Genomic DNA, 25308 nt, shown 5'->3' with positions numbered 1-25308 from the left:
GCGCCCCTTTAGCAAAGTTAATTATTCACCCGCTTTTTCAGCTTCCTCGGCAGACGATACTTCCACGAATTCACTGCTTGCTACTCCACCTACTGTGTTGCCGCTTTTTGCATCGGCAATAGCATCTGCAACCACGCGGACATAAATATCCACTGCGCGCATGGAGTCATCATTACCTGGAATGACATAATCAATATTGTCTGGGCTGTTGTTAGTATCAACCACACCAATGACAGGAATTTTTAATCGACGCGCTTCTTCAACAGCGATGTGTTCAAAACCGACATCGACAACGAAGAGAGCATCTGGCAATCCACCCATATCCTCGATACCGCCTAATCCACGCTCCAGTTTTTCCAGTTCGCGGCTTAACATCAGTGCTTCTTTCTTAATCATAGTTTCAAAAGCACCTTTGTCACGTAATTCTTTCAGTTCTTTGAGTCTGAAAATAGACTGACGGACAGTTTTATAGTTTGTCAGCATGCCGCCCAACCAGCGATGGTCAACATAGGGCATACCACAGCGCTTTGCATGTTCACGAATGCTTTCCTGAGCCGCTCTTTTTGTACCAACAAACAGGATTTTAGCTTTGTTAGAAGCCAGACGGCCAACATAGTTGGCAACATCATTCAACATGGGCAGTGTTTTTTCCAGGTTGATGATATGAATTTTGTTTCTTGAGCCAAAAATATACTCAGACATTTTTGGGTTCCAGAAACGGGTTCTATGCCCAAAATGAGCGCCCGCTTCCAATAGTTCACGCATACTAACGTTATTCATTGTTTCTCCAAGGGTTATGCCTCCACGCTTCCCATAAAGCACCCCACATGGGGACCCCGCTTTATGTGACGAAACGTGTGTGTCGTTAAAAGCGCGCTAGTTATATCACATTTAGGCGCCTGCAGCAATCGTAATGAGTTATTACAGATCGTTTGCCCGTTAATTATGAATATCAATTTGACTGAATAACAAGAATTATTTTCATTTAGAGTCTATACTCGAAACTGGATAAAAATTAAAACATCAAGGAGAACACCATGTTCAAGAAAGTATTGCTGCCAATATTGTTCATATCTGCCTCATTGGCCGCACCTGTCTATGCAGACAGCACTACTGCAACTGATCAGCCAGCCGCCAGCTCGCAAGCTGCCAGCACTGATAATGGCAAACTGTGCTCCCATGCACAGAGATGGCAGGAAATGGTTCAGACTTTGCAATTGACTCAGGACCAGCAAGATAAAATTAAGGCGATTAAAGACAATGCTAAAAGCGCAATGAAAGCGAATTGGACGCAAATGAAAAGTATTCGCGAAGAGATGAAAGCATTGGTGATGTCACCTACACTGGATCAAGGCAAACTGGATGCACTGGTTCAGCAAAAAACGACTTTGATTGGCAACATGATGAAAACCAAAATCACCATGAAAAATCAAATTTATAACTTGCTGAATGATCAACAAAAGCAGCAATACCAGACATTGATGACCCAATGGGAAACCAAAAAAAGAGAATTCTTTAAACAAATGGGCTGCTAGATTCTGAAATAAATCTTAATTAATATCAAGTGCGTCGTCATTGCGAACAAAGTGAAGCAATCCACTACCGGGTTTAGAGAAGACTCGCTCTGAATTGCTTCGCTAACGCTCGCAAAGGCGTGCGTTTACAACTTTGTGAAAGCAAAGGTCGACAGCAAAATAAGATCTTTTTGACCCTAAATCCATGATGTAGAAATTGAATTCTTATGCTACTATTTCAGTGAATATTCCGCTCTAACCGTTTTATGGACCTCTTATGCCTGTAAGCATTAAAACACCTGAAGAGATACAAAAAATGCGCATCGCCGGGAAACTGGCCGCTGATGTGCTGACTATGATCGAACCCTATGTGAAAGAAGGGGTTACCACTGATGAATTAAACACAATTTGCCATGACTATATTGTCAATGAGCAGCAGGCTATTCCTGCCCCCTTGGGATATAATGGTTTTCCAAAGTCGATTTGCACTTCGATTAATCATGTCGTTTGCCACGGTATTCCCGGAAAAAAAGCTCTGAAAAACGGCGATATTATCAATATTGATGTCACAGTTATAAAGGACGGCTATCACGGTGACACCAGCAAAATGTTTTTTGTCGGACAGCCTTCGGTGAAAGCCCGTCATGTAGTCCAGGTTGCTTATGAGTGTTTATTTATTGGCATTGAAATGGTCAGACCCGGTGTTCGCCTGGGTGATATTGGATACGCTATTCAGCAACATGCTGAAAAAAACCGTTGCTCGGTTGTGCGGGACTATTGCGGACATGGGATCGGTCGAGTGTTTCATGAGGACCCGCAGGTGCTGCATTATGGAACTCCCGATACCGGCGAAATGTTACGAGCGGGCATGACATTCACCATTGAGCCAATGGTAAATATCGGTAAGCATCACACTCGTTTACTGCCGGACCAATGGACGGTTGTGACGAAAGATCACAGCCTGTCTGCTCAGTGGGAGCATACCCTGCTGGTCACCGATGACGGGGTAGAAATCCTGACGCTTCGTGATGAAGAACGTTAATCCAGTTCTAAAGCAAACATTAAAACAGTTCAGGGAAGAGCTGTGTAATGAGTTTTATCAAAAGGCCAATATTGGTCATCTTACCCGAAAACTGGTCAAATTCATTGATCAGAGCCTGATAGGCTTATTCTATAAAAACAAGCTTCATTTGAGTAATCAGTTTTGCCTGGTTGCACTGGGCAGCTATGGAAGACGAGAGTTACTATTGCATTCTGATATCGATCTCTTGTTATTGCATTCAGAAAAATTATCTAAAATTGAGGTTCAACGCGCTCAATCCTTCATTCAGGAATGCTGGGATGCAGGAATGAATATCAGTCATCAAATTACGACAGTTGAAGCTTGTGCGCAACTCGCGCAAAAAGACCTGACAGTTATCTCCAGCATACTCGACTTGCATTTACTTTGCGGTAAAAGCAGTCTGATGGAGGAGTTACAATATAAAACCCATCCGCTGCACATGTGGCCTAGCGAAGATTACTTTCTGGCCAAAATGCAGGAGCAGCAGACACGTTATAAAAAATATGGCGAAACAGAATATAATCTCGAGCCGAATGTTAAACATGGTCCTGGAGCTCTTCGTGACTTGCAAATGCTCTTATGTATTGGAAAACGGCATTATGGTATCAAAAAACTGGCCGATGGCATCAGCTGTGGCTTCTTTACCGATAAGGAATATGAAGAATTAATCAACTGCCAGCATTTCCTGTGGCGCGTTCGCTTTGCCCTGCACGCCATAACCGGCAAACAGGAAGAACGGCTTCTTTTTGATCATCAGCTTAAGCTAGCCAGTCTTTTCAATTTCACCGACAATTCCCACTCACTCGGAATTGAGCAATTCATGAAAGCATACTTCACGGTAATTAAGCGTAATCGTGAACTAAACGAAATGCTGTTTCAATGGTTTTCGGAAGCCATTGTCCATCATGAAAAGCAACGAATTCAGCGTCTGGATAATTATTTTCAATTATCCAATAATTTTATTGAAATTCGTCATACCCGTGTGTTTATTCAGCATCCCCAGGCCTTAATCAGTCTTTTTCTGTGGATCGCAAAAAAACCGGATATCCAGGGGGTCAGAGCAAGCACTATTCGATTAATACGTCAGCATCTTTATCTGATGAACAGACGGTTTAAGCTTACGAGAAGCGTCACGTCAGCTTTTATGGCGATTTTCAGGGAAGGAATCAACCCATTTGAGGCCCTGCAGCACATGAATCGCTACGGAGTACTCGGCCATTATCTTGATTGTTTTGCATCAGTCACAGGGCAGATGCAATATGATCTTTTTCATGTATATACAGTCGATCAGCATACCCTTTACGTCATTCGCAATATTGTTCGTTTTCTCAATCCATTTTATTCGCAAAAATTTCCGCTGGCTGGCTCGGTAATGTCTTCCATCAGAAAAAAGGAAATTATTTATTTAGCCGCATTTTTTCATGACATCGCCAAAGGCCGCGGGGGGGATCATTCCGATTTGGGAGCACTTGAAGCAAATCAGTTTGCCATCAATCACCATCTGGATGACGATGATCGGGAGTTGCTGATATGGCTTGTACAAAATCACTTGCTAATGTCGCAAACAGCTCAGCGCCAGGATATCTATGACCCCAAGACCATCCAGGATTTTAGCAGCAAACTTCCAAGCCTCCATTACCTCGACTATTTATATCTCTTAACTGTGGCCGATATCTGTGGAACGAATCCTTCTTTATGGAACAGCTGGAAGGATACTCTGCTAAAAGAGTTATATAAAGCCAGTAAACAGGCATTACTGGAAACCAGCGCTTTTTCAAATGAATCTGCTTTAATTGAATCGCGCAAACAACAGGCTTTGGAAATTCTTATTGCAGATAAAATTCTTCCGGCTCGCGCTCAAAGGATATGGGAAAATTTTCAGGGTATTTATTTTTTGCATGAATCCCCCAAAATAATTGCCAAGCACACTAAAGCAATCCTTGAGTGCAAGGAATACCCACTGGTCATGATCCTTCCCCATCACAGTGAGGGGGGAACAGAGGTGTTCATTTATATGCCTCATCACGACGAACGCTTTACAATCACCACCACGGTGTTAAGCAACCATCATACAACCATACAGGAAGCAACGATTCTAAGCTGTAAGAATGAGTTTGATTTGGATACCTATATTATCCTTGATGAACAACATCAGGCACTTTTTGATAAGGAAAAAATTGATCTCATCCAGCAGGCATTAGTTGAACAATTGGCGAAAGCCAATGAAATTCCATCGATTTCCAAACGCAGAATTACGCGCACTATGGCTCATTTCAAATTATCTCCACAGATAAGCTTTAGTGAAGAAAGTCATCTTACCCATACCCGATTGTTTCTGATAGCCACTGACCGGCCAGGGTTACTCGCTCATGTAAGTCGCATTTTCACGCGCCTGGGCATTCTGTTGCACGGTGCAAAAATTGCAACTGCAGGCGAGCGAGTTGAGGATACCTTCTATGTCTCCAGCCACAGCAGTAATCATTTGACGCCCAGGGAAAAAGAGCGTCTGAAAGAATTGTTAATGAAAGAACTAGCCTAATGAGATGAAGGTATTAAGCAATCACCCGAGGAAGCCGGCTTCTGTCTCAAGCCAGGCGGCTCAATGGCAGCTGACGCTGAATTGCTGAACAGCAGGTTCCGATTAAGCGTCAGCATATCCTCAGAAGATGTACTTGAAGAAGACGTGCTGGAAGAAGACATGTTAGACAAAGTACAGGATGAAGAGGTACTAATGGAAGCCAAGGGACTTAGCACTCGCAACAAACTCTCATGCTGTGCTTTAAGATTATTCAGATTTTCCATCACTTGCCTAAGGCTGCTTCTGATTTTTTTATTCTCACGTTTTAACTCATCCACTTCTTTCTCAAGTTTTCTTTTTTCTGCCGGTTTGGGAGCAAATAATTTTGAGTATTCCTCTCCTAAAGAGTTTTTGAAACCCTGAAGAATAGACCAGGTAGAAGTGGGTGCCGACTCCGCCTCATTTAGGGTAGAAAGTGCATGGGATGATGACTCCGATTCTGGTAAAAGAGGCGGCTTGCATTTTTCCAGCATACTCTTGAAATACACAACTCTCCAGCGCTGGCTTACCAAACGCTTAACCTGGTAGTATTTTTCGCCCTTATCATTAAAATACGTATCCTTCACCTCACCTTTCTTCACTGACTCTTTGGGTTCATAGGAAATGCCCTTTTCAGCTTTTATAAATTGATTAATGAGAATTATCGCGATTCGATCATTGACCATTTCTCCTGGCTTAACCTGCGCATTGGCGTTGGTCAATAAAGTGTTTGCGTCATCTTCAGTAAAGTTCTTTCGCAAAACTGCAAAAAATTTACCCATTTTATCTGAAAGATCTTTTTTAATATAAATATCCAATGTGTCAATTGGCTCTGACGTGAAGGGCATATAACATCCTATGGCGTATAATTTTGAGTAACGGACCCAAATATACCACAAACTGATGCAATTTTGGTCATATTTAACAAAAATTCGTGATCATGCCTTATGCAAATCGATGAAATCATGTCTGATTAAGCGCTTCTTAGTTTAGCTGATTAATTGATTTAGACATTTTAACTGTCATAATAGTTCTAATCCATAAGCATCACTTAGCTTGTCATAAGGATAATATGAATCATCAGGGATTGAATAAATGGCAATTGACAGCCATCATTATTGGTAATGTATTAGAGTGGTATGATTTTGTAGTTTTCTCCTTTATGCTGGTTTTCATCTCCAGGCTATTTTTTCCTTCCCAGGATCCGCTAAGCTCCCTTCTTTCCACCACAGCGACATTTGGCATCAGCTTTTGTCTGCGCCCCCTGGGAGGCCTTATTTTTGGGTTATTTGCTGATCGCTACGGCTCGAAATCAGCAATGCTGGTGATTATCAGTTTAATGGCTTTCGCGACATTTCTAATCGTCTGTACCCCAACCTATCGAGATATTGGCATTTACGCCACCTATATCCTAATTATTGCCCGCATGCTGCAAGGTCTGGCGACCAGCGGCGAATTTGGAACAGCAATTAATCTTCTTATCCGGATGGCCCCAGAAAAAAATCGTTACTTTTATTCCTCCTGGCAGATGTTTGGCCAACTGCTGGCGCTTGCAATGGGAACAGTTGTCGGCTTATTGATGACTGAATTTTACACAACAGAAACTATTGAAAACTGGGCCTGGCGTTTACCCTTTTTGCTTGGCTTACTGATTATGCCGGTTGGAATATTATTAAGAAAAACGTTTAAACACTCTGCCAGCTCTCTTATCGAAAAGAATCCTTTAAATCCAAAATTGGGCGATCTGCCGCCTTTTAATATCATCTGCGGAATGGGATTGGTTGCCGGAGCGTCCGTTCCACTTTATCTGATTATTAATTACATGCCCACTTATGCCCATTTATATTTGCATTTTTCTCTGAATGAAGCTTATTTCTGTTGTTTCATCGGATTATGCGCCGGTTTAATCAGTATCTTTTTTGGCGGTAAGCTGGCTGATCGCATCAATCCTGTGACACTGGCGATCTTGTCCTTGTCATGTCAATTGATACTGGCATTTCCTCTTTATAGTTACCTGATGCTTGTTCATCAGATCGCATTATTTGCGCTGATTCAGATCACCATGACGGCTCTGATGGGATTTTACCTGGCGAGTTTTGCACCAATGATTGCTGATTTATTTCCTGATCCTATACAAACAACAGGGATTTCTGTCAGCTACAACTTTAGCGTAATGCTATTTGGCGGCTTCGCCCCTTTTATTGTTACCTGGCTTATTCAAAGCACCGGCAGCCCGCTTGCCATGCTTGCTTATTTAATGATCGGTCTCTCATTAGCTCTCATTGTGTGTTTAGTAAAAGTAATGCTTAACTTACGTCAATCACAAGTGCTGGTTTCAAACTGAGTAATCTTCAGTCAATGAATTGTTTTATGTCTTGGGCATAAAAAGGGATAGAGACACTGCCATTAAGTTAAGCTCAATTGTATATTGAACTGTCGTGCCCGCCAGGCATTGTTGCGTAAATAGAACCAAGCAACCAATATGTAGTCCTTGCGAACAAAGTGAAGCAATCCAGATCGAAACTTGGATAAAGTAAGGATCTGGATTGCTTCACTTTGTTCGCAAAGACAGTTTGTTGTACACTTATCTTTATCCAAGCAACAACGCCTTCCCGGGAATGACAAAGGTCCTTAACTTAAGGTGGGGGTTGGGTTAAACACTCTCTAACTCTCTCCCTAAGGAGAAAAGACTCCTAAGATTTCTTTAAACATTTTAAACAGTTTGCACTTTTTATCGTCTCATGATAAAAACTCTTTTTTTCCGATTTATCTATTCATTTATGCGCCCCTTCTTTTTTCGTAAATCAGCAAACATCATTCTTTTGATGGGAGGACCTGCAACTGGAAAAACCACTGTGGCAAAACACTTTCCGGAGTTTCCTCATATTTCGACTGGCGATCTGTTCAGAAGGCATTTCCAGAATGAGCCTTTCAAGGGAGTGGAGTTAAAATCTCTTATGAACAAGGGAGGATTACTTCCCGATAAGCTGGTAATTAAAGCGCTTTTAGCACAGCCCTGTCTTTGGAAAAGCAATACAGTCTTTCTTGATGGATTCCCGAGAAATCCCAGACAACTGGACTATTTCTTTAAATATTTTGGACAACCCGCAGCTCTAATTTACTTAAATGCTAAAGAAAGTACCATGGTAAAAAATCTGATGGAGCGCGGACGTCCCGATGATAATAAAGAGGCGATACAGGCAAGAATTGATTATTTTAAATCCACAACGCAACCCATGATTGATTCTTTGTTAAAGACGCGAATTAATTCTCTGGTATTAGATGGAGATGCAGATCCTTTCGGCTTAGTCCTGGAAAACACGAGAACGTTTTTGATGCAACACAAGTTTCACCCCGGAGTTGGGCCCCAATTCGCTGTAGAGAGTTTTTCGATTTAAGGTAAAGTGGACTGTTTTCGTTTTTCCTTGAAAAACTGACTGAGCAGATCCGAGCATTCTTGCTGTAAAATGCCTTCGTCTATTTTTAAACGATGGTTTAAAAAGTCCAAAGCCGGAATATTAAGCAGGGTTCCAGCAGCTCCCGCTTTGAAGTCGCGGCTCGCAAAAACCAGCCTGTCAATACGCGCATGAACAGCGGCCGCTGCGCACATACAACAGGGTTCGAGAGTGACATACAGTATAGTATGATTTAAACGGTAGTTTTTCATTGTCCGAGCGGCATGACGCAGAACAACTATCTCAGCGTGTGCACAGGGATCATTGTCAGTAATTACTCGATTATGACCCGATGCCAGGAGCCGGCCTTCTGCGGATACCAGTACGGCCCCCACAGGTACTTCACCGGCAGCCTGGGCAAGCCTGGCTTGTTCATAGGCTTGCCACATCCAGTAACGGTCTTTATTCCCACTCAATGGTGGCTGGCGGTTTGCCGGAGATGTCATAAGTTACTCTCGAAACCCCTGCTACTTCATTGATAATACGGTTGGAAACCTTAGCAAGAAACTCCCAGGGTAAATGCGCCCAATGTGCGGTCATGAAATCAATGGTTTCCACCGCCCTCAAACAAATTACAAAATCATAACGGCGCCCATCTCCCATCACGCCTACACTTTTGACGGGTAAAAAGACAGCAAAAGCCTGGCTGACCTTGTGATACAGATTTTCGCGATGCAATTCCTCGATAAAAATGGCATCTGCCTGTCGTAAAATATCGGCATATTCTTTTCTTATAGCACCTAATATCCGCACGCCAAGCCCGGGGCCTGGAAAGGGATGGCGGAAAACCATATCATGAGGCAGGCCTAATTCAAGGCCAACTTTCCGTACTTCATCTTTAAAAAGCTCACGAATGGGTTCGATAAGTTTAAGATTCAGAGTTTCAGGAAGTCCGCCCACATTATGATGAGATTTGATAACAGCAGAAGCCCCTTTTGTCGCGGCTGATTCAATGACATCAGGATAAATAGTACCCTGTGCAAGCCATTTCACACCTGGAATGCGGCTTGCTTCGTCATCAAATACTTCAATAAAGGTACGGCCAATAATTTTTCGTTTTTTCTCGGGACAATCAACCCCTTCCAATGCTTGTAAAAACCGCTCTTCCGCATTGACAGCAATGACCCGAATGCCCATGTGTCTGGCAAACATAGCCATTACCTGCTCGGACTCGTTTAAGCGCAGCAATCCTGTATCAACAAACACACAAGTCAGCTGGTCACCAATCGCTTTGTGGAGTAAAGCAGCAACTACCGAAGAATCCACTCCGCCAGAAAGGCCAAGCAATACCTCATCATTGCCCACTTTTTCGCGAATCACTTCAATTGATCGCTCTATGATATTACCCGGAGTCCAATCCGAACTGGCCTTACAAATTTCCAGTATAAAACGTTTTAAAATTCTTAAGCCCTGCAAAGTATGAGTGACTTCCGGATGAAATTGCAGACCATACCAGTGCCGGGATTCGTCAGCCATGCCGGCAATTGGCGCATTGCTGGTTTCACAGATCACTTCAAACCCGGGAGGAAGACGGCTCACCTTGTCTCCATGACTCATCCAGACATCCAGTAAGGCATCACCATTCTCTGTCGTTCTGTCCTCAATATTACTGAGCAGTTGGCTATGACCATGCAAACGTAGCTCCGCATAGCCATATTCACGTAACGAAGAGGATTGAACCTCTCCACCCAGTTGAGCTGCCATTGTTTGCATTCCATAGCAAATACCCAATAAAGGAAGATTACAATCATAAACCCAGGAAGGCGCAGAAGGTGTTTCTACTTCAGTAACGGTAGACGGTCCACCTGAAAGAATCAGGCCACAGGGAGATAATTTCAAAAACTCATCCTGTGACAAATCATAAGGGTGAATTTCACAATACACGCCGATCTCGCGGACTCGGCGGGCGATAAGCTGGGTGTACTGTGAACCAAAATCGAGTATGAGAATAGGTTGCCGTTTAATAGAACTCATTTTTTAATTATCCACCTGGTAGTTAGGTGCTTGTTTAGTTATGCTCACATTATGCACATGAGATTCCCGCATACCTGCATTAGTCACTTCAATAAATCGGGCATTTTCATGCAAGCTTTGAATTGTCTGACATCCGGTATACCCCATGCAGGAACGCAAACCACCCATCATTTGTTGAATAATTGTTTGCACTGGCCCTTTATAGGGAACACGGCCTTCAATACCTTCAGGAACCAGTTTCTCAGCTCCCTGGCTCGCATCCTGAAAATATCTGTCACTAGAACCCTGTGCCTGAGACATTGCACCGATTGATCCCATTCCGCGGTAACTTTTATAGGTTCTGCCCTGATACAGTTCAATTTCACCAGGAGATTCTTCGGTACCTGCAAACATCCCGCCCAGCATTACTGTATCAGCTCCGGCAGCCAGTGCCTTGCAAATGTCGCCAGAGAAGCGTATTCCTCCATCGGCTATAACCGGTACAGCGCCTTTAACTCCTTCTACCACATTGGCAATAGCGGTGATTTGCGGCACACCAACACCTGTCACAATACGGGTTGTACAAATCGACCCTGGGCCAATGCCTACCTTGACCGCATCTGCTCCTGCTTCAACTAAATCCCTTCCGGCATCGGCCGTTGCTATATTACCGCCAATGACCTGAATAGAGGGAAAATTCTTTTTAATCCATCGCACCCGATTTAAAACACCTTCTGAGTGTCCGTGTGCAGTATCTACAATCACTACATCAACGCCTGCGTCAATTAAGGCTTCAATGCGCTCATCAGTGCCTTCACCAACACCAACGGCAGCTCCCACCCGCAACTGCTCAGAACTGTCTTTACAAGCGAAGGGATTTTCTTTTGCTTTTTGGATATCTTTAACTGTAATCAACCCTCGTAATTGAAATGCATTGTTCACAACCAGGAGTTTTTCCAGACGATGTCGATGCAACAAACTTCTGATTTCTTCACGGCTTGCGCCTTCTCTTACCGTTACTAATCGCTCTTTGGGAGTCATAACGGCAGATACTGGTAAAGACAGATTCGTTTCAAAACGAATATCTCTGCTCGTGACAATACCTATCAGTTGGTCGTTCTCAACTACTGGTACACCTGAAAAATTATGCCGCGCCATCACTTCCAGAAGCTCATGGACAGTAACATTGGGGGTCACAGAGACAGGATCTTTCACCATCCCGCTTTCAAACTTTTTAACTTTCCTGACTTGCTCGGCCTGAGCCTGAATTGTCATATTTTTATGGATAATTCCAATGCCGCCTTCCTGTGCCATAGCAATTGCCAGACGAGCCTCGGTTACAGTATCCATTGCTGCAGAAATCAAGGGGATATTGAGCTGGATATCACGAGTTAATTGAGTTTTGAGCAGGACTTCTTTAGGCAATACAGTGGAGTGAGCGGGAACAAGGAGCACATCATCAAAGGTGAGTGCTTTTTGTAAAACTAAAAGCGCCATGTTAACTCCTAGGTGAGTTTAACCGTATATTATATCATAACTTTGAGATAAATTACAGGCTATACGAGCAGTTTGTCTCAATAAATTGCAAAAAAACCTGTCAGCCGAGGGTTGAGGCGTAAATGAAGATAAGCGCACAAAAAACAGTCTTTGCGAGCGTAAGCGAAGCAGCTCCTAAGTTTGATCATGTTTCGGTCTGGACTGCTTCACGTTGTTCGCTAAGACGACAGGTTATTTGCCGGAACAATATCTAATGAGCGTGGCAGCCAAACTTAATTTGTGCCTGATAAAACTTTCGTTTCTGACCTTCAATAACATCACCTGTACTGATTACTTCATACCAGGCAAGATTACCGAATGATTTGGACGCCTGCAGAATTGCATCATTAATTGCATCGTCTACTCCATCGGGGGATGTGCCGGTTAATTCCATAATTTGATAGGCTGCATTCTTCATTTATTCCTCCCTGAATAAATACCATTATTAGTAATGAATTTAGTGTATACGAAGATTAACAGAATGCAAAAATTCGTCTCATTAACTGATAATACACAGACCCTCGCTCTCTTCTGGCAAAACGCTGAAATGCTCGTAATCTTTAATAAAATGATACAGATTATTGGTTACAGACATAAAAGGCGAAGAGCCGATAATACGGCGATATAACTGATCGGTATTAATGAATTTATTTCCGTGTTCCTTCAGTACTTTTTCAGCATACTCTTTGTTAATTTCACCCCAAATCCTGAGGATTTGCTCTTGATGTTCAAGTTTAAACCCAGTCTGAAAAAAAAGATTACTGTCTACCCGGCAATTATGGAAAAGATTGCCCACCAGAAACAATAGAAACACTCTGGTTTCAAGATAATGAACCGGTTCAGCACCGCAAACTGAAGGAACCAGTAATTTCATTATTAAAAAAACCGGATCGAAATTTTTGGCCACAAAATAGCTATTCCAGCTGGTATAAAGATCCTGCCATAGTTTATCGATTAAAAACTCACACACCAGTTTCGGGCGAGGATTTAATTTTAATTGCGGTAATAAAGGGTGGCTAAAATCAGGGCTGGCTTCCTCTCCCTGAGGTAAAACCATTTTTCTTGCCACATAACGATTGCTATAGGCCTGATGCTCCATGTCGGCAATTAAACCGCAGCCGCTGCAGGCATTCGCATAAGCACCCTGATGAGCATCTTCTGCGGTTGCCTCAAGGATGTTGAGGGCTACGTTTTTAACCGATTCATAGTATTCATGATCAAATTCTTTCGGGCTTATTTTTTTGTTCCACAAGGACAAACCGTATTTTTTAATAAATTTTTTGGCTTCTTTCCTGACAAATTGCGGATCTTTATTGCCATCAAGCTGCCGCAGAAAAGCACCCGCCGTCTGGGCGGGATCCACCGAAATAACCTTGATAGTCTTAAAGGCTGAAGCATCTTTTCTTTTATTAAAAAATAAATAACCCAAGGGACTTCCAGGCATCGGTGTGTGTCTTTGGCGCAGAATGAACCTGTACACGTCCTCGTTAAAACTGCGACTGTTAGCCATTGTGGCTGCGAACGCTTCAAAAAGACACAAAAGATTAATTTGCAGTCTGATTACGGGTACTATTTTTTCAAACTCTCGCTCTGAAATCAGTTTATCTTTCTCGATTTGTTCCAGTAAATTTGCAAAAGGTTCTATATCCAGAATAATGGCAATCAGTTTATGAACCAAAGCACTGACATCTATTGCTTCTGTTTTGATGAGTTTAAGAAATGTGGAAATATTCTCATCCTCTGGTTCAAATTGATCCATTCCAAGATTTGAGAGGATCCCGGAAATAAGCTCTGGATTTGTTTTCAAATCAATTTTTGCAAATAGACGGTTTAATAGTTGCTGAGCACGTTTTTCCGGCATTAGAAACTCCCTGTTGTCTAATGGTGTGGAAATTTACTGTGACAGTATTAATGATGGCTTGTCAATTGTTTATGAAGCAACGGGTAGCTGCCCCGTGCCTTGCTACTAGCTACCCGCTTTGGAAATTGCTTTGCTTATTGCTTTCTGAATCATGATTGCATCCCTGGATTTTGGCGGAACAAGGGCGAGTAATCGCTGCCAATAGGCGATAGCGGAGCTGTAATCCTGATTCAGATAAGCATCCATAGCCAGCATAGATAGAGCATCAGGCTGCTCTGGATTCATTTTTAACAATTTCAGGCAAAGCATTTTAACTGAACTGTTAAATTTCCCATCATTCAATTGAAGCTGGCTTTGCGCATAGTTAACGATGGTTTTTTCATCGTCGGGCTGAAATTGATAGGCTTTCTTGAATGCCTTATTTGCCTCGGCCCATTGACTCTGGCTCGCATAAAGCCTTCCCAAAAGATACCAGCCACGGGCGCTTGCCGGGCTATCGTCTAAACGAGCCCTTAGTTTTTCTATTAATTCATCCGTATTTTTAATGGTTGATAAGACCTGCTTAATCTGTTGCTGATTTCGTTCCTTGCTGACAAACTCCTGCCACTCAAACCACCCACCCCATTGCCAATAAGCCAGACTAACCAGAATAATAATTAAGGGGCTGATAAAAGCCATGGTTTTTTTAAACGGCCTGAGAGAACAGGCAATTACCAAAAGCGCCAGAAGCAATATCAGGCCGAGATAAGAAACTAACCACCATTCACTCATTTACAGTTTGCCTCAGACACGTACGCCAAAATATAAAAAATCCAATCATGAGAAAAATGGCCGGGCCAAACCATAAGACCAGCGTAATGGATTTCACTGGCGGATTAAATAATATGAAATCACCATAGCGATCGGTTAGAAAATTAATAATTTCGCTATCACTTTTCCCATCTTTCACCATCACATATACTTGCTGGCGTAAATCTTTCGCTAAATCAGCGTGTGAATCTGCCAGATCCTGATTTTGACAGACCAGACAACGCAACTCTTTTAACAAATGATTAAATTGCGCTTCCTGTCTCTCTGTTTCCAATGGATACATGGAATTGGCGTATACTGTATTCGCCATGAAAATAGCCAGAATGGCCGCCAGAACGGCTTTCATCATGCTTTTTTCTCCAACTCTTTGATACGGGGTAGAAATTCGCTTGTCCAGCTTTGTTCGTCAAGGATGCCCACATGTCTGAAGCGAATAATTCCCTCTTGATCAATCAGAAATGTTTCAGGCGCACCATAAACACCGAGATCCATAGCCAGGTTGCCCTTAATATCCTCTCCCACAGCCACGTAGGGGTTTCCCCATTCTTTTAGCCATTTACGAGCATCTTCGGGATTATCTTTATAGTTCACGCCATAAATCTTCACACCTTGTCCTGCAAGGTGCATCAGAAAAAGCTGCTCCATTGTGCAGGCTTCACACCAGCTTGCCCAGACATTTAACAGAACAATCTGTCCTTTAAATAATTCAGGCGTAAATGCCGGCGCTTCTTGCTGGAGCGGTGGTAAACTGAAGGAACCCAAAGATTGCCCGAGGCGGGCAGAGGGAAGTTTTTGCGGGTCAAGCGAAAGGCCTTTCCATAAAAAAGCAGCAAGTACAACAAATAACAAGAATGGAATGCTACGAATAAATACTTTTCTCATATTGAAATCTCAGGGTGAAGGTGAACCGCCTGCTTTTTTCTCGCCTGAAAATATCGTCTGTCGGACAAGGCCAAAATACCACCTGCCAATATAAGGAATCCCCCACCCCAAATCCAGCGTATAAAAGGCTTAAAATAGAGCCGAACCGACCAGGATGTATCATCGAGAGGCTCTCCCAGGGCCACATAAATATCGCGAAAGACACTTACGTCGATGGCAGATTCTGTCATTGCCATTTTTCCTACATTGTAAACGCGTTTTTCCGGATAAATCGTTTTTACTTCTTTTTTTGAACTAATTCTGAACTCAGCCTGCGTTCCGTGATAATTCGGTCCGCTTAAGGACGACTCCCGTACAAATTGAATCACATAACCTGCCAGTGAGGCTTTACTTCCAGGCGCCATGCGCACATCATCCTGAATACCGTAAGCTGTTGAAACAGCAATGCCAATTACGGTTGCAGCTACGCCAAGATGAGCGAATAACATTCCCCATAATGCCTGAGTCATTCCATGAATACCTCGCTGTCTTATTCTTATAACGAGTAGAAACAGGGTGCTTAAAATAATCCAAAAGGCTAAACATAAGCCCAGTAGGCAATACCCATCAATTTCTGGAGCAAGGCATAAAAGCAGGATAAATGGAAACAGGAAACTGCATACAATTATCGGCAACAGCTTTTTAAAAGTGTTTCGCACCGCATCCTGATGCCAGCGTAAATGAATGCCTAAACCCATAACAATTAACAGAGGAATCATCAGAGGGACAAATACGGCATTGAAATATGGCGCCCCTACAGAGAGTTTGCCTAAACCGAGACCATCAACTAATAATGGATAAACAGTGCCCATAAGTACTGTCAGCATGGCCACAGCTAAAAATACATTGTTAAGTAATAAAGCACTCTCTCGCGAAAAAATACTGGGACTTCCCTGCTTCTGCAGATGTTTAGCTCGCAGAGAAAAAATCAGCAAAGAGCCGCCAATCACTACTAATAAAAATCCAAGAATAAATAATCCTCTTTGCGGGTCCACAGCAAAGGCATGAACAGAAGTCAAAACTCCGGAGCGAACTAAAAAAGTACCGATAAGGCTTAAAGAAAAAGCGGTTATCGCTAACAGCAAAGTCCAGGCAATAAATTGTTTACGCTGCTCACTGACTGCCAGAGAGTGCAATAATGCAGTGCCGACCAGCCATGGCATAAACGATGCATTTTCCACCGGATCCCAAAACCACCAGCCACCCCAGCCTAATTCCCGATAAGCCCACCAGCTTCCCAGTGTGATGCCAGCGGTTAGGCAGCACCATGCGGCGAGAGTCCAGGGGCGGGTCCATTTTGCCCATATTGGCTCAAACTCCCCGGCCCACAAAGCGGCCATAGCAAATGCAAACGCCACCGAGAACCCAACATAACCCATATATAACATCGGCGGGTGGAATAGAAATCCCGGATCCTGCAATAAAGGATTCAGATCGCGGCCTTCTGTATCAAGCAACTGAAACTGACGTAGAAATGGATTGGAGGTGAGCAGCAGAAAGAGTAAAAAACCAATGCAAAGCAGGGCAAGTACAATCAGGACACGCACTCGAAATTTTGGATCCAGCGAATTACTGGCCAGACTAACGGCTAAAGTCCAGAAACTTAAGATAAACACCCACAAGAGCATTGAGCCTTCATGCCCGCCCCATACAGCACAAAGTTTATAAAACCAGGGCAAGGACAGGCTGGAATTAGAAAGCACGTAGGAGACCGAAAAATCGTCATTTAGAAAACAAACTGTCAAACAGAGATAGGCGAATGCAACAAAAGCAAACAAAGCGACCACGTAATAATTTGCGCTTTTAATAAGAACAGCATTGTTCCTGATAAGCCCAACAAACGGCACAGAGACCAAAAGAACTGCAAACAGCAGCGCTAAAATGAGACTAAACAAACCGATTTCAGCAATCATTAATTTATATTTCTCTTTGTTTTAGCCAAACTTGCCTTCACTTCAGGAGGCATGTAATTAGCATCGTGTTTAGCCAATACTTCCGTGGCTGCAAACTGCCCGTTATCCAGTAATTGTCCTTTTGTGACAATTCCCTGATTTTCCCGAAACAGATCAGGCAGGATGCCTCGATAATGGACCGTAACTTTCTGGTTGAAATCGGTCAGTTCAAACTGGACAGATAAATCCTTTTCAGAACGAATCACACTTCCCACGGCAACCATGCCGCCCACGCGAATCACCTGCTGACGAGGCGCCTCTCCAGATGCAATTTGGCTTGGCGTATAAAACAAGCTGATATTCTGCCTTAAGGCATACATCACCAGAGCAGCCGCAACTCCTAGAACAGAAGCAATAAATACTAGCCGGATTAATTTTTTGCGACGAGCAGGATTCATGACTGATTTCTCTTTAACCAACGCTGCAATTTTCTTCGGGTTTGTTTTCGCTGCCATTTAATGCCCAGCAAATTCATAACCAGCAGCACGCAAACCAGGCCATAGGCTGGCCAGATATAAATGGAGTACCCCCCCATAGAAAACCAGCTAATAAATTCGTTAATCATACATTTTCTTCCAGGAGTTTTCTTACCCAATGCTGACGCTTTTCACGTATTAACAGCTCATTACCCGCTTTGTGTAAAATAACCCATACGCAATAGAAGGCAAATCCTGCAAGGGTCAATAACAAGGGATACAGCATTGGCAGTGCAATTTTTGGTTTGGCCAATAAGGACAATGTCGCTCCTTGATGCAGTGTATTCCACCAATAAACTGAATAATGAATCACAGGCAAATCAATTGCTCCGACCAATGTTAAAACGGCCACAAGCCTATCGCCCTGATCTTTATTTTTGAAGGTTGCACCAGTTGCAAGGATAGCAATATAAAGAACTAATAGAATAAGTTCGGAAGTCAATCGAGCATCCCATACCCACCAGGTACCCCACATGGGTTTTCCCCATATACTGCCAGTTGCCAAAGCAATAAACGCCATACACGCACCGGTTTGTGCGGCAGCGCTTAACATCAGCCCCGCTAGCTTGATTCGCCAAATCAATAGCAGCACGGACATAAATGCCATAAAGCCGTATAAAGATAAGGAAAGAAAAGCTGCAGGTACATGAATATAAATAATGCGAAACGCATCACCCTGCTGATAATCAGCAGGAGCAAAAATAAGTCCCCAGGCAAATCCGAGGATTAAAAAGATACAGGCAAGCCATCCCAAAACGCCAAGCCAGCGTTGAGTCATGTTAAAAAAGCGTTGCGGCGATGCCAATTGGTATAAAAATTTCCACATAGGGAATTTATGAATCAGAAAAAAAGCTAAATTCTATCATGCATTAATCGCTAAGGCTAATGCGAATCACTGTAGAAATTGCAAAAGGCAGAAAACTGACTGCTACAAGAGACAGTGCAGCCAGAATCGCAAGATAAGCAGAAGCAGAGGAGCCCTCCAAAGCGGCCAGACAAGCCCCGCTGCCAAATATCATCACTGGAATTACTAAAGGCAGGAGAATTAAAGCCATAAAAATCCCCTTCTGTTGAAGGCGAGTACTAAAGGCAGCAGCCAGTACACAAAGGGCAAGAATAGCAGGGGTTCCTAAAATGAGGCTGGCGGCCAGTAAAGCGGCTTCCTGAAAACTAAAATTAAAAAGAAATGCCAGCAAGGGGCAAAATATCAACATGGGAATAATAGAAAATAACCAGTGAACACAAAGCTTGGCTACAATAATCAAGTTAAGCGAAAAACCGGATATTAACCATTGTTCAATGATACCGTCTTCATAGTCTTGCTGAAATATTCGCTCCGATGCCAGCAACAGAGACAATAGCATGGCAGTCCAGATTAAACCTGGAGCGACCTGACGCACAATTTCTTTAACAGGCGGAATAGTCAGTGGAAAGAAAATGACAATCATGAAGAAAAACAAACTGGTATTCAGTAGACCCCGAGGCTGCCGTGAATAAATAAGTAACTCTCGCTTTAGCTGATTTATGAATAGTCTCAAAGACAGTACTCCAGATCAGGTCGTAATTGTGAAGGTAGTTGCTGATGAGAAGTCATCACGACCTGACCACCCCGCCCCAAATGTTCATTTAAACAGCCTGCCAGACAGCTCAGGGAAAACTCATCCAGAGCGGTTAATGGTTCGTCCAGCAACCATAGGTTGGCTTTTGTCATTAAAATACGAAGTAAGCCAGCCCGGCGCCGCTGTCCCGCTGACAATTGAAAAACAGGTTTATCAGCGACTTCTGTCAGTCTTAAGCGCGAGAAGATTTCATACAAATCCTGCTGGCTTTGCTGCTGTAAATCAAAAAGGCAATTTTCCCTGACAGTCAATAACGGGCTTAATCCCTGCTTATGGCCCACATAGCAAATCTGCCGGTAATATGAGGGTAAATCCTCATAAATGGACTTTCCATTGAAAAAAATATCACCAGACACCGGCTGTTGTAAGCCGGCTATCAAACGTAAAAGCGTCGTTTTTCCGGAACCATTAACCCCTTTCAGATGCAATAATTGACCGCTGGCGAGGAAAAAACTGACATTCCTGAATAATAACTGATCTTCATATTCAAAGCTGAGTGCCGAAACGCTAAACATACTGAATCTTGGAAGTAAATGCCTATTATAACCCAGAGTGAAGAACTTACAAATTTCTTGCTTTATCCCTAATTATGAAGGATCTTATGGCAATTTGAATTTTGAGAGTTGGTATGGAATTTCTTGCCCATTACGGGATGTTTCTTTTAAAGTGTTTAACCCTTGTGATTAGTCTTTTGCTTGCTCTGGCTGGAATCATGGCGATAAGCAAAAAGCCAAGGCCCAAACTGGAAATTGTCTCTCTTAATAAACAATATGAAGAAATCAGGCAATTGATGTTTAAAAAAGTCACCGGCAAAGCCGAGAAAGTTAAAAAGTCCAAAAAAGAAACCAAATCAGAAAAGCCTTCCCTTTACGTTTTACAGTTTCATGGAGATATCAAAGCAACTGAAGTGGAGCAATTGCGAGATGCCATCACTGCGATTTTATCCATAGCAGGTAAGAAAGATGAAGTGTTGCTTCTGCTGGAAAGTCCGGGGGGCGCTGTGAACGGCTATGGTCTGGCTGCATCCCAGCTGCTGCGCATACGCGATAGGAATATTCCATTGACTGTCTGCATTGATAAGGTTGCTGCCAGCGGTGGATATTTAATGGCCTGCATTGCCAATAAAATAGTTGCGGCGCCTTTTTCAATTGTAGGTTCCATTGGCGTGGTTTCACAAATTCCAAACTTCCATCGCTGGTTGAAAAAACACAATGTGGACGTAGAATTAATTACCGCGGGCGAGTATAAAAGAACGCTGACTATTCTCGGAGAAAACACCGAAAAGGGACGACAAAAATTTCAGGAAGATTTGGAAAAAATACATCATGCCTTTCGCGAGTTCGTTTTGCAGAATCGCGAACAAATTGATATCAATCAAGTATCCACAGGAGAACACTGGTTATCACTCGATGCCTTTAAGCTAAAACTGGTGGACGAATTAAAAACCAGCGATGAGGTAATTATTGAGAAGCTGAATCACTTTAATGTGTATAAAATTATCTCTCATCACCGCCAGTCCCTGGCCAGCAAAATCCTTAAACCAGCGGCTAAAATGCTTCACCCCTGGGCTTGAACGACGGCATGGCCGCGTCAATGTCATTAAGTTGTGGGGCCAAATGCCTAATGGCGCTGACGAGGGACGTAGGTAAATTCTTAAGGCAACGCCATTAGGCCAAGGGCCCAACCTATATGTGATCCCTTAACTTATCGGACACACCCCTCAAAATTAACAAACCATTTGTTAATAATCTCTAAATGGAATGAATGATACTTACACCAGTCTTCTATTATACGGTTATCCAGCTCTTTTGTTGGCCCATGCACCCTCTGCGATAAATTTTCAGATAATAACGTCAAAGCGGCAATATTATGAATATAAAACTCAGGGTCAATATACCTCATTGGAGTAGGGTCATTGAGAACAAAATTGACTGGTTTTTTCTGGTTAAGAACCTCTTCCTCACCAAAGCTTGCTCCATATTCATCATACACACCCATATTGACCAGTATCTTTCCACTAAACCAGTCATGAGGATAAGCATTCATAATCGATTTACTTCCTGTAGCTGTAACAATAATTTCAGCATTCTGGATCGCTTGATGTAATGTTTGCCTATCTAGCGGGTTAATCGCTTCTATCCCTAACTGCCTGGCTGACCTGCGTTGATTATCACAGATATCAACTGCCACTACAGAGGTTTTATTCTTGGCACAGAAGTAGGCAACCCCCCGTCCAATTTTTCCAAAGCCAAAAATCAACCATGTTTTGTTTACGGTATTGATGCCAAGCAATTGTGAGATCGCTGAATGACAACTATCAGCACAACCAAAAACCGTTTCAAGTTGTTTTGTTAAACTATGATCAATACTGATTACTGGAAAATCCAGTGTTTGACTACGATAAATTTGATCGCCAGAGCCAGTGAGTTCAATTGAGCCCAGTTTCGGTTTACCCAAGGCCTGATACAGTTCAGCGCCGCAATCAAAATAAAGATCGAAGCTTTCGGATTGTAACTGACTCAGATTTTCAATATACCGAATGTCCGCCTGCCTTAAGCAATCTACCGCCTCGGGATGAGCTGTCATAAATGAAGAAGGGTTTGTTACAGTTACCTCAGCACCCCCGGCAATAAGACAGGCTATTTTTAATAGCGTATTGGGAACCAGCGGAACATGGTGCACTACTCGTAAACCCGTCAGCGGTTTTGATATTCTCCACTCCTCAAGCTGTTGATGCATGAAGGGAGCGGCTTCTTTTGTATAAGTTTTGAAATAGTTTGCTAAGGCGGGATGCATGAGCGCTGCTTAAAAATGAAATGAGGGAATGCTATTTGAAACATAAAGGGAAAACAAGTCAACATATTCAGTGCCGAATGCAAAATGGTTGCCCGCCTGCGCGGGCATGACAGGATTTTGTCCTGTCCAACGTTGCCTTGGAAAAAATGTCATGCCCGCGCAGGCGGGCAACCATCCATCAAAATAATCCGATCTCGATTATTAAGACTTGCGCAATACACCCAAGCAGGGCTATGTGCATAATAACAGGGGAAATTCTCGCGAAATTTATTAATTTAGATATAATTAAATTAACAGAAATATTTAAAGACGAGTGGAGAATACGATGTCTGACTTTAAATCCAAGCTTCCTAACTTGCAAGAAATCACTTCTTTCGCAAGTAAGTTGTTTAAGGATGTGAAAAATAGTGTAGGCGAAATCGTTGACGAATATAAAAAGCATCGGGAAGAAGCGGAAGCAGCCAATAAAACTGAAGAAACAGAAATTGTAAGCTCAAAAACAGAAACAGTCGTCACCAAAAAAACTGAAGCCACTGCTGCTGAAACTAAAAAGGAAGAGAAAGAATAATCCGTCCCTCCTATTACCCTTTCTAAACGACATTCACCAAAATTAGATAAAGGCCTGCCGCTAAGCGGTGGGCTTAGATACCTGCGATCAAGATTGAAGCCTTTCTGGCCGGGTTAAACCATATTTTCTCATTTTTTCTACCAGGGTTGTGCGCCGCATATTCAAATAATTTGCCGCATGAGCCACTACCCAGTCGGATTCGTTCAATGCCTGGCTAATCAATGCCAGCTCAGTTTTCTCCAGATGTTCTTTCAGATCGATACCGTCGGCTGTTTGTGGCTGCTCTTGGCCAAGTATAGTCAGTAAAGTCTCTCTTTCTGAGCCTATTATCCCAGATGAACGCGTACCTGTTTTAAATCGGCTTGGTAAGTCGCCGGTATCAACAATACCATTGGGATATAAAATACTTAAGCGCTCGATCAGATTGGCAAGTTCTCTGACATTACCAGGCCATTGATAGCGTTCCAAAACCTCAAGAGCGGCGGGTAATAAACGCACCCCTGATTTACCCTCTCCCTCAATCCTGGCAACCAGCTCATTAATTAACAGGGGCAAATCCTCTTTTCGCGCCCGCAAAGGGGGAACATCAATGGGAAACACATTTAAGCGGTAAAATAAGTCCTCGCGAAACTTTCCTTCTTTTATAGCCTGCTCCAGGTTACGATGGGTCGCTGCAAGAATGCGGACATCCACATCAATGCTTTTATTACTGCCCACTCTCTCAAAACAGCGTTCCTGCAGCACCCTTAAAAGTTTTACTTGCATGGCAAGCGGCATATCGCCAATTTCATCAAGAAACAGCGTACCCCCATTAGCCAGTTCAAATCGTCCCTGTCGAGAGGTAATGGCTCCGGTAAATGCGCCTTTTTCATGCCCAAACAATTCGCTTTCCAGCAATTCAGCAGGAATAGCACCACAATTGATTGGAATGAAGGGTTTCCCCGCACGTTCCGAAAGCGCATGAATATTTCTTGCGACCACTTCCTTTCCAGTGCCTGACTCTCCAAGAATAAGGACATTGGCTTCACTGTTGGCCACCTGAGCAATAAGTTTCCTCACCTGCTTTATCGATTCGCTGTTTCCAACAAGGCTGCGAAACAGCATCGGCTGGTTGGATTCTTCCCTTTTTGAGTATTGCCGCTCCAAAACAATCTGGCACTTATGCAGGGATTCAAGGATTTGATGATAGCTGAAAGGGAAATAAAGCGAGGCAATCACATTTCGAATTTTTGATACCACCTGAGATACGGGTGGATCAATTAATATAACCGGGACCAATGGCTCCCGGGCAGCCAACTGCCTGAGACATAGCTCAAGGCTTGCCTCTGATTCAAGCCCTATGATAGCAATTTGACCATGCAAATCGTCTATCTGCATGAATGTCGAAAAACTTACAATGGAACAAGGCTTGCCGATAAAATTAAGAATGACACTGAGTTTGTCACAACGTTCCTTGTTTTCATCAATTACAAACACAGTCTCCTTACCACGCATAAATCTTATCCTTAAGTCAAAACACCTAGTGTTCAGTATTGTTAACAGTTCATCCTCTGTCAAATATATGACAAAAAAATTGAAACCTACGAAATTTTTTGACAGTTATCGATAGCAGCTTATTTCGGCAAATGCACTGCAAGTCGGCCCGAAACAGAGCTTTTGATTACCAATAGCCTTAGTTGCCTTCACACATTTCTCAATCTGGTATTTTTTGACATTGAGGTAGCCCATTCGTCTGCAAAACGAATAAGCAGCACGGCGTCCGCAGCCTTTTTCTCCATCATAACACCAGGCAACCCGATAATTATTGTATCGCGGAACCACAAATCGTCGATATCGATAATGGTAAGGTTGTGCGGGTGAATGCGAAATATCGCCCACGCAGCGAATGGTTTTAAAACCATTGCATTGCCATCCCTTGCAGCGCATGGTAGTAACCAGATAATTGGTCAAACCGATATTGTTATCTTTTATCGCCTGATCAGCACGCTTATACCCCATCATCCGGCAATACACGGTCGCCAGTTCCAAACCGCATTTTTTACCGTCCAGAGAACAGTAATTCAGACGCTCTCCATGGTACATTGGATTCCAGAAGCTGCGATGAATAACCTGCTTTCTGGAATCTGCAGCATGACTTGTCATCGACAAAATAATCGACAGTAAAACAGCGATTCGATATAAAATGGTCATATTTACAATCCATTACAAAAATTACCTCAATGTTAGC

At 43.0% G+C, this 25308-nt stretch carries 26 protein-coding genes; 7 read left to right on the top strand and 19 right to left on the bottom strand.

The window, feature by feature from the left end; translation table 11 throughout:
- Positions 1–21: 21 nt before the first annotated feature.
- A complete protein-coding gene (gene rpsB, locus DYH61_RS05930) occupies positions 22–780 on the bottom strand; it encodes a 30S ribosomal protein S2 (protein ID WP_058506707.1) in 759 nt (252 codons plus the stop codon).
- Positions 781–1037: 257 nt separating this feature from the next.
- Between rpsB and DYH61_RS05925 the strand changes: the two genes are divergently transcribed.
- From DYH61_RS05925 to glnD, 3 genes are all read left to right on the top strand, one after another.
- On the top strand, positions 1038–1535 hold the full coding sequence (locus tag DYH61_RS05925) for a Spy/CpxP family protein refolding chaperone (protein WP_058506708.1): 498 nt from the start codon (positions 1038–1040) through the stop codon (positions 1533–1535).
- A 256-nt stretch (positions 1536–1791) separates the two neighbouring features.
- Positions 1792–2556, top strand: coding sequence for a type I methionyl aminopeptidase (gene map / locus DYH61_RS05920; protein WP_058506709.1), 765 nt, complete (start codon positions 1792–1794; stop codon positions 2554–2556).
- Positions 2543–5116, top strand: coding sequence for a [protein-PII] uridylyltransferase (gene glnD / locus DYH61_RS05915; protein WP_058506710.1), 2574 nt, complete (start codon positions 2543–2545; stop codon positions 5114–5116). The genes map and glnD overlap by 14 nt, the downstream gene beginning before the upstream one ends.
- On the opposite strand, the gene DYH61_RS05910 is transcribed toward glnD, so the two are convergent.
- Complete coding sequence (locus DYH61_RS05910) at positions 5113–5982, bottom strand: hypothetical protein (protein ID WP_058506711.1); 870 nt, start codon at positions 5980–5982, stop codon at positions 5113–5115. The genes glnD and DYH61_RS05910 overlap by 4 nt on opposite strands.
- A gap of 224 nt (positions 5983–6206) precedes the next feature.
- Between DYH61_RS05910 and DYH61_RS05905 the strand changes: the two genes are divergently transcribed.
- Together DYH61_RS05905 and DYH61_RS05900 are read left to right on the top strand one after the other, a co-directional pair.
- Complete coding sequence (locus DYH61_RS05905; RefSeq protein ID WP_058506712.1) at positions 6207–7478, top strand: MFS transporter; 1272 nt, start codon at positions 6207–6209, stop codon at positions 7476–7478.
- A gap of 397 nt (positions 7479–7875) precedes the next feature.
- Entirely contained in the window at positions 7876–8532 is a 657-nt protein-coding gene (locus DYH61_RS05900; RefSeq protein ID WP_083499163.1) for a nucleoside monophosphate kinase, read from the top strand.
- Here DYH61_RS05900 and tadA read toward each other — a convergent pair.
- The 14 genes from tadA to ccmA form a co-directional block, all read right to left on the bottom strand.
- Positions 8529–9035, bottom strand: coding sequence for a tRNA adenosine(34) deaminase TadA (gene tadA / locus DYH61_RS05895; protein WP_058506714.1), 507 nt, complete (start codon positions 9033–9035; stop codon positions 8529–8531). The genes DYH61_RS05900 and tadA overlap by 4 nt on opposite strands.
- Complete coding sequence (gene guaA / locus DYH61_RS05890; RefSeq protein ID WP_058506715.1) at positions 8992–10563, bottom strand: glutamine-hydrolyzing GMP synthase; 1572 nt, start codon at positions 10561–10563, stop codon at positions 8992–8994. The genes tadA and guaA overlap by 44 nt, the downstream gene beginning before the upstream one ends.
- A 3-nt stretch (positions 10564–10566) precedes the next feature.
- Positions 10567–12039, bottom strand: a complete 1473-nt coding sequence (guaB, locus tag DYH61_RS05885) for an IMP dehydrogenase (RefSeq protein WP_058506716.1) — start codon at positions 12037–12039, stop codon at positions 10567–10569.
- A gap of 250 nt (positions 12040–12289) precedes the next feature.
- Complete coding sequence (locus DYH61_RS05880) at positions 12290–12496, bottom strand: dodecin family protein (RefSeq protein WP_058506717.1); 207 nt, start codon at positions 12494–12496, stop codon at positions 12290–12292.
- Between the two features lie 81 nt (positions 12497–12577).
- Complete coding sequence (locus DYH61_RS05875) at positions 12578–13939, bottom strand: hypothetical protein (protein ID WP_058506718.1); 1362 nt, start codon at positions 13937–13939, stop codon at positions 12578–12580.
- A 105-nt stretch (positions 13940–14044) separates the two neighbouring features.
- Positions 14045–14710 carry a tetratricopeptide repeat protein gene (locus DYH61_RS05870; protein WP_058506719.1) on the bottom strand — a complete coding sequence of 222 codons (666 nt, stop codon included), beginning with the start codon at positions 14708–14710 and terminating at the stop codon, positions 14045–14047.
- The gene (locus tag DYH61_RS05865) at positions 14703–15098 is read right to left on the bottom strand and encodes a cytochrome c-type biogenesis protein (RefSeq protein ID WP_058506720.1); all 396 of its coding nucleotides are present in this window, start codon (positions 15096–15098) and stop codon (positions 14703–14705) included. The genes DYH61_RS05870 and DYH61_RS05865 overlap by 8 nt, the downstream gene beginning before the upstream one ends.
- On the bottom strand, positions 15095–15631 hold the full coding sequence (locus DYH61_RS05860; RefSeq protein WP_058506721.1) for a DsbE family thiol:disulfide interchange protein: 537 nt from the start codon (positions 15629–15631) through the stop codon (positions 15095–15097). Before DYH61_RS05860 ends, DYH61_RS05865 begins: the two co-directional genes overlap by 4 nt.
- Positions 15628–17583, bottom strand: a complete 1956-nt coding sequence (locus DYH61_RS05855) for a heme lyase CcmF/NrfE family subunit (protein WP_058506722.1) — start codon at positions 17581–17583, stop codon at positions 15628–15630. Before DYH61_RS05855 ends, DYH61_RS05860 begins: the two co-directional genes overlap by 4 nt.
- Entirely contained in the window at positions 17583–18020 is a 438-nt protein-coding gene (gene ccmE / locus DYH61_RS05850) for a cytochrome c maturation protein CcmE (protein ID WP_058506723.1), read from the bottom strand. The genes DYH61_RS05855 and ccmE overlap by 1 nt, the downstream gene beginning before the upstream one ends.
- Positions 18017–18187, bottom strand: a complete 171-nt coding sequence (gene ccmD, locus DYH61_RS05845; RefSeq protein ID WP_255665307.1) for a heme exporter protein CcmD — start codon at positions 18185–18187, stop codon at positions 18017–18019. The genes ccmE and ccmD overlap by 4 nt, the downstream gene beginning before the upstream one ends.
- Positions 18184–18939, bottom strand: coding sequence for a heme ABC transporter permease CcmC (gene ccmC / locus DYH61_RS05840; protein WP_256595721.1), 756 nt, complete (start codon positions 18937–18939; stop codon positions 18184–18186). The genes ccmD and ccmC overlap by 4 nt, the downstream gene beginning before the upstream one ends.
- A 28-nt stretch (positions 18940–18967) precedes the next feature.
- Positions 18968–19636 (bottom strand): heme exporter protein CcmB, encoded by a 669-nt coding sequence (gene ccmB / locus DYH61_RS05835; protein WP_065236114.1) that lies wholly within the window; start codon positions 19634–19636, stop codon positions 18968–18970.
- Positions 19633–20232 carry a cytochrome c biogenesis heme-transporting ATPase CcmA gene (gene ccmA, locus DYH61_RS05830; protein WP_058506726.1) on the bottom strand — a complete coding sequence of 200 codons (600 nt, stop codon included), beginning with the start codon at positions 20230–20232 and terminating at the stop codon, positions 19633–19635. The genes ccmB and ccmA overlap by 4 nt, the downstream gene beginning before the upstream one ends.
- 113 nt (positions 20233–20345) lie before the next feature.
- On the opposite strand from ccmA, the gene sohB reads away from it, so the two are divergent.
- Positions 20346–21290, top strand: a complete 945-nt coding sequence (gene sohB, locus DYH61_RS05825) for a protease SohB (RefSeq protein ID WP_058506727.1) — start codon at positions 20346–20348, stop codon at positions 21288–21290.
- 131 nt (positions 21291–21421) lie between these two features.
- On the opposite strand, the gene DYH61_RS05820 is transcribed toward sohB, so the two are convergent.
- Positions 21422–22513, bottom strand: a complete 1092-nt coding sequence (locus DYH61_RS05820) for an NAD-binding protein (protein ID WP_058506728.1) — start codon at positions 22511–22513, stop codon at positions 21422–21424.
- Between the two features lie 325 nt (positions 22514–22838).
- On the opposite strand from DYH61_RS05820, the gene DYH61_RS05815 reads away from it, so the two are divergent.
- Complete coding sequence (locus tag DYH61_RS05815; protein WP_058506729.1) at positions 22839–23081, top strand: hypothetical protein; 243 nt, start codon at positions 22839–22841, stop codon at positions 23079–23081.
- Between the two features lie 87 nt (positions 23082–23168).
- Here the strand turns inward: DYH61_RS05815 and DYH61_RS05810 are convergent, their stop codons facing one another.
- Positions 23169–24575, bottom strand: coding sequence for a sigma-54 interaction domain-containing protein (locus DYH61_RS05810; protein ID WP_058506730.1), 1407 nt, complete (start codon positions 24573–24575; stop codon positions 23169–23171).
- Positions 24576–24680: 105 nt separating this feature from the next.
- Positions 24681–25271 carry a hypothetical protein gene (locus DYH61_RS05805; RefSeq protein WP_058506731.1) on the bottom strand — a complete coding sequence of 197 codons (591 nt, stop codon included), beginning with the start codon at positions 25269–25271 and terminating at the stop codon, positions 24681–24683.
- Positions 25272–25308 lie beyond the last annotated feature (37 nt).

Origin of the sequence: Legionella quinlivanii, from assembly GCF_900461555.1 — a bacterium.
Lineage (GTDB): Bacteria > Pseudomonadota > Gammaproteobacteria > Legionellales > Legionellaceae > Legionella_C > Legionella_C quinlivanii.
The sequence above is the reverse complement of the archived record's forward strand: the minus strand, read 5'-3'. Positions and strand labels throughout refer to the sequence as shown.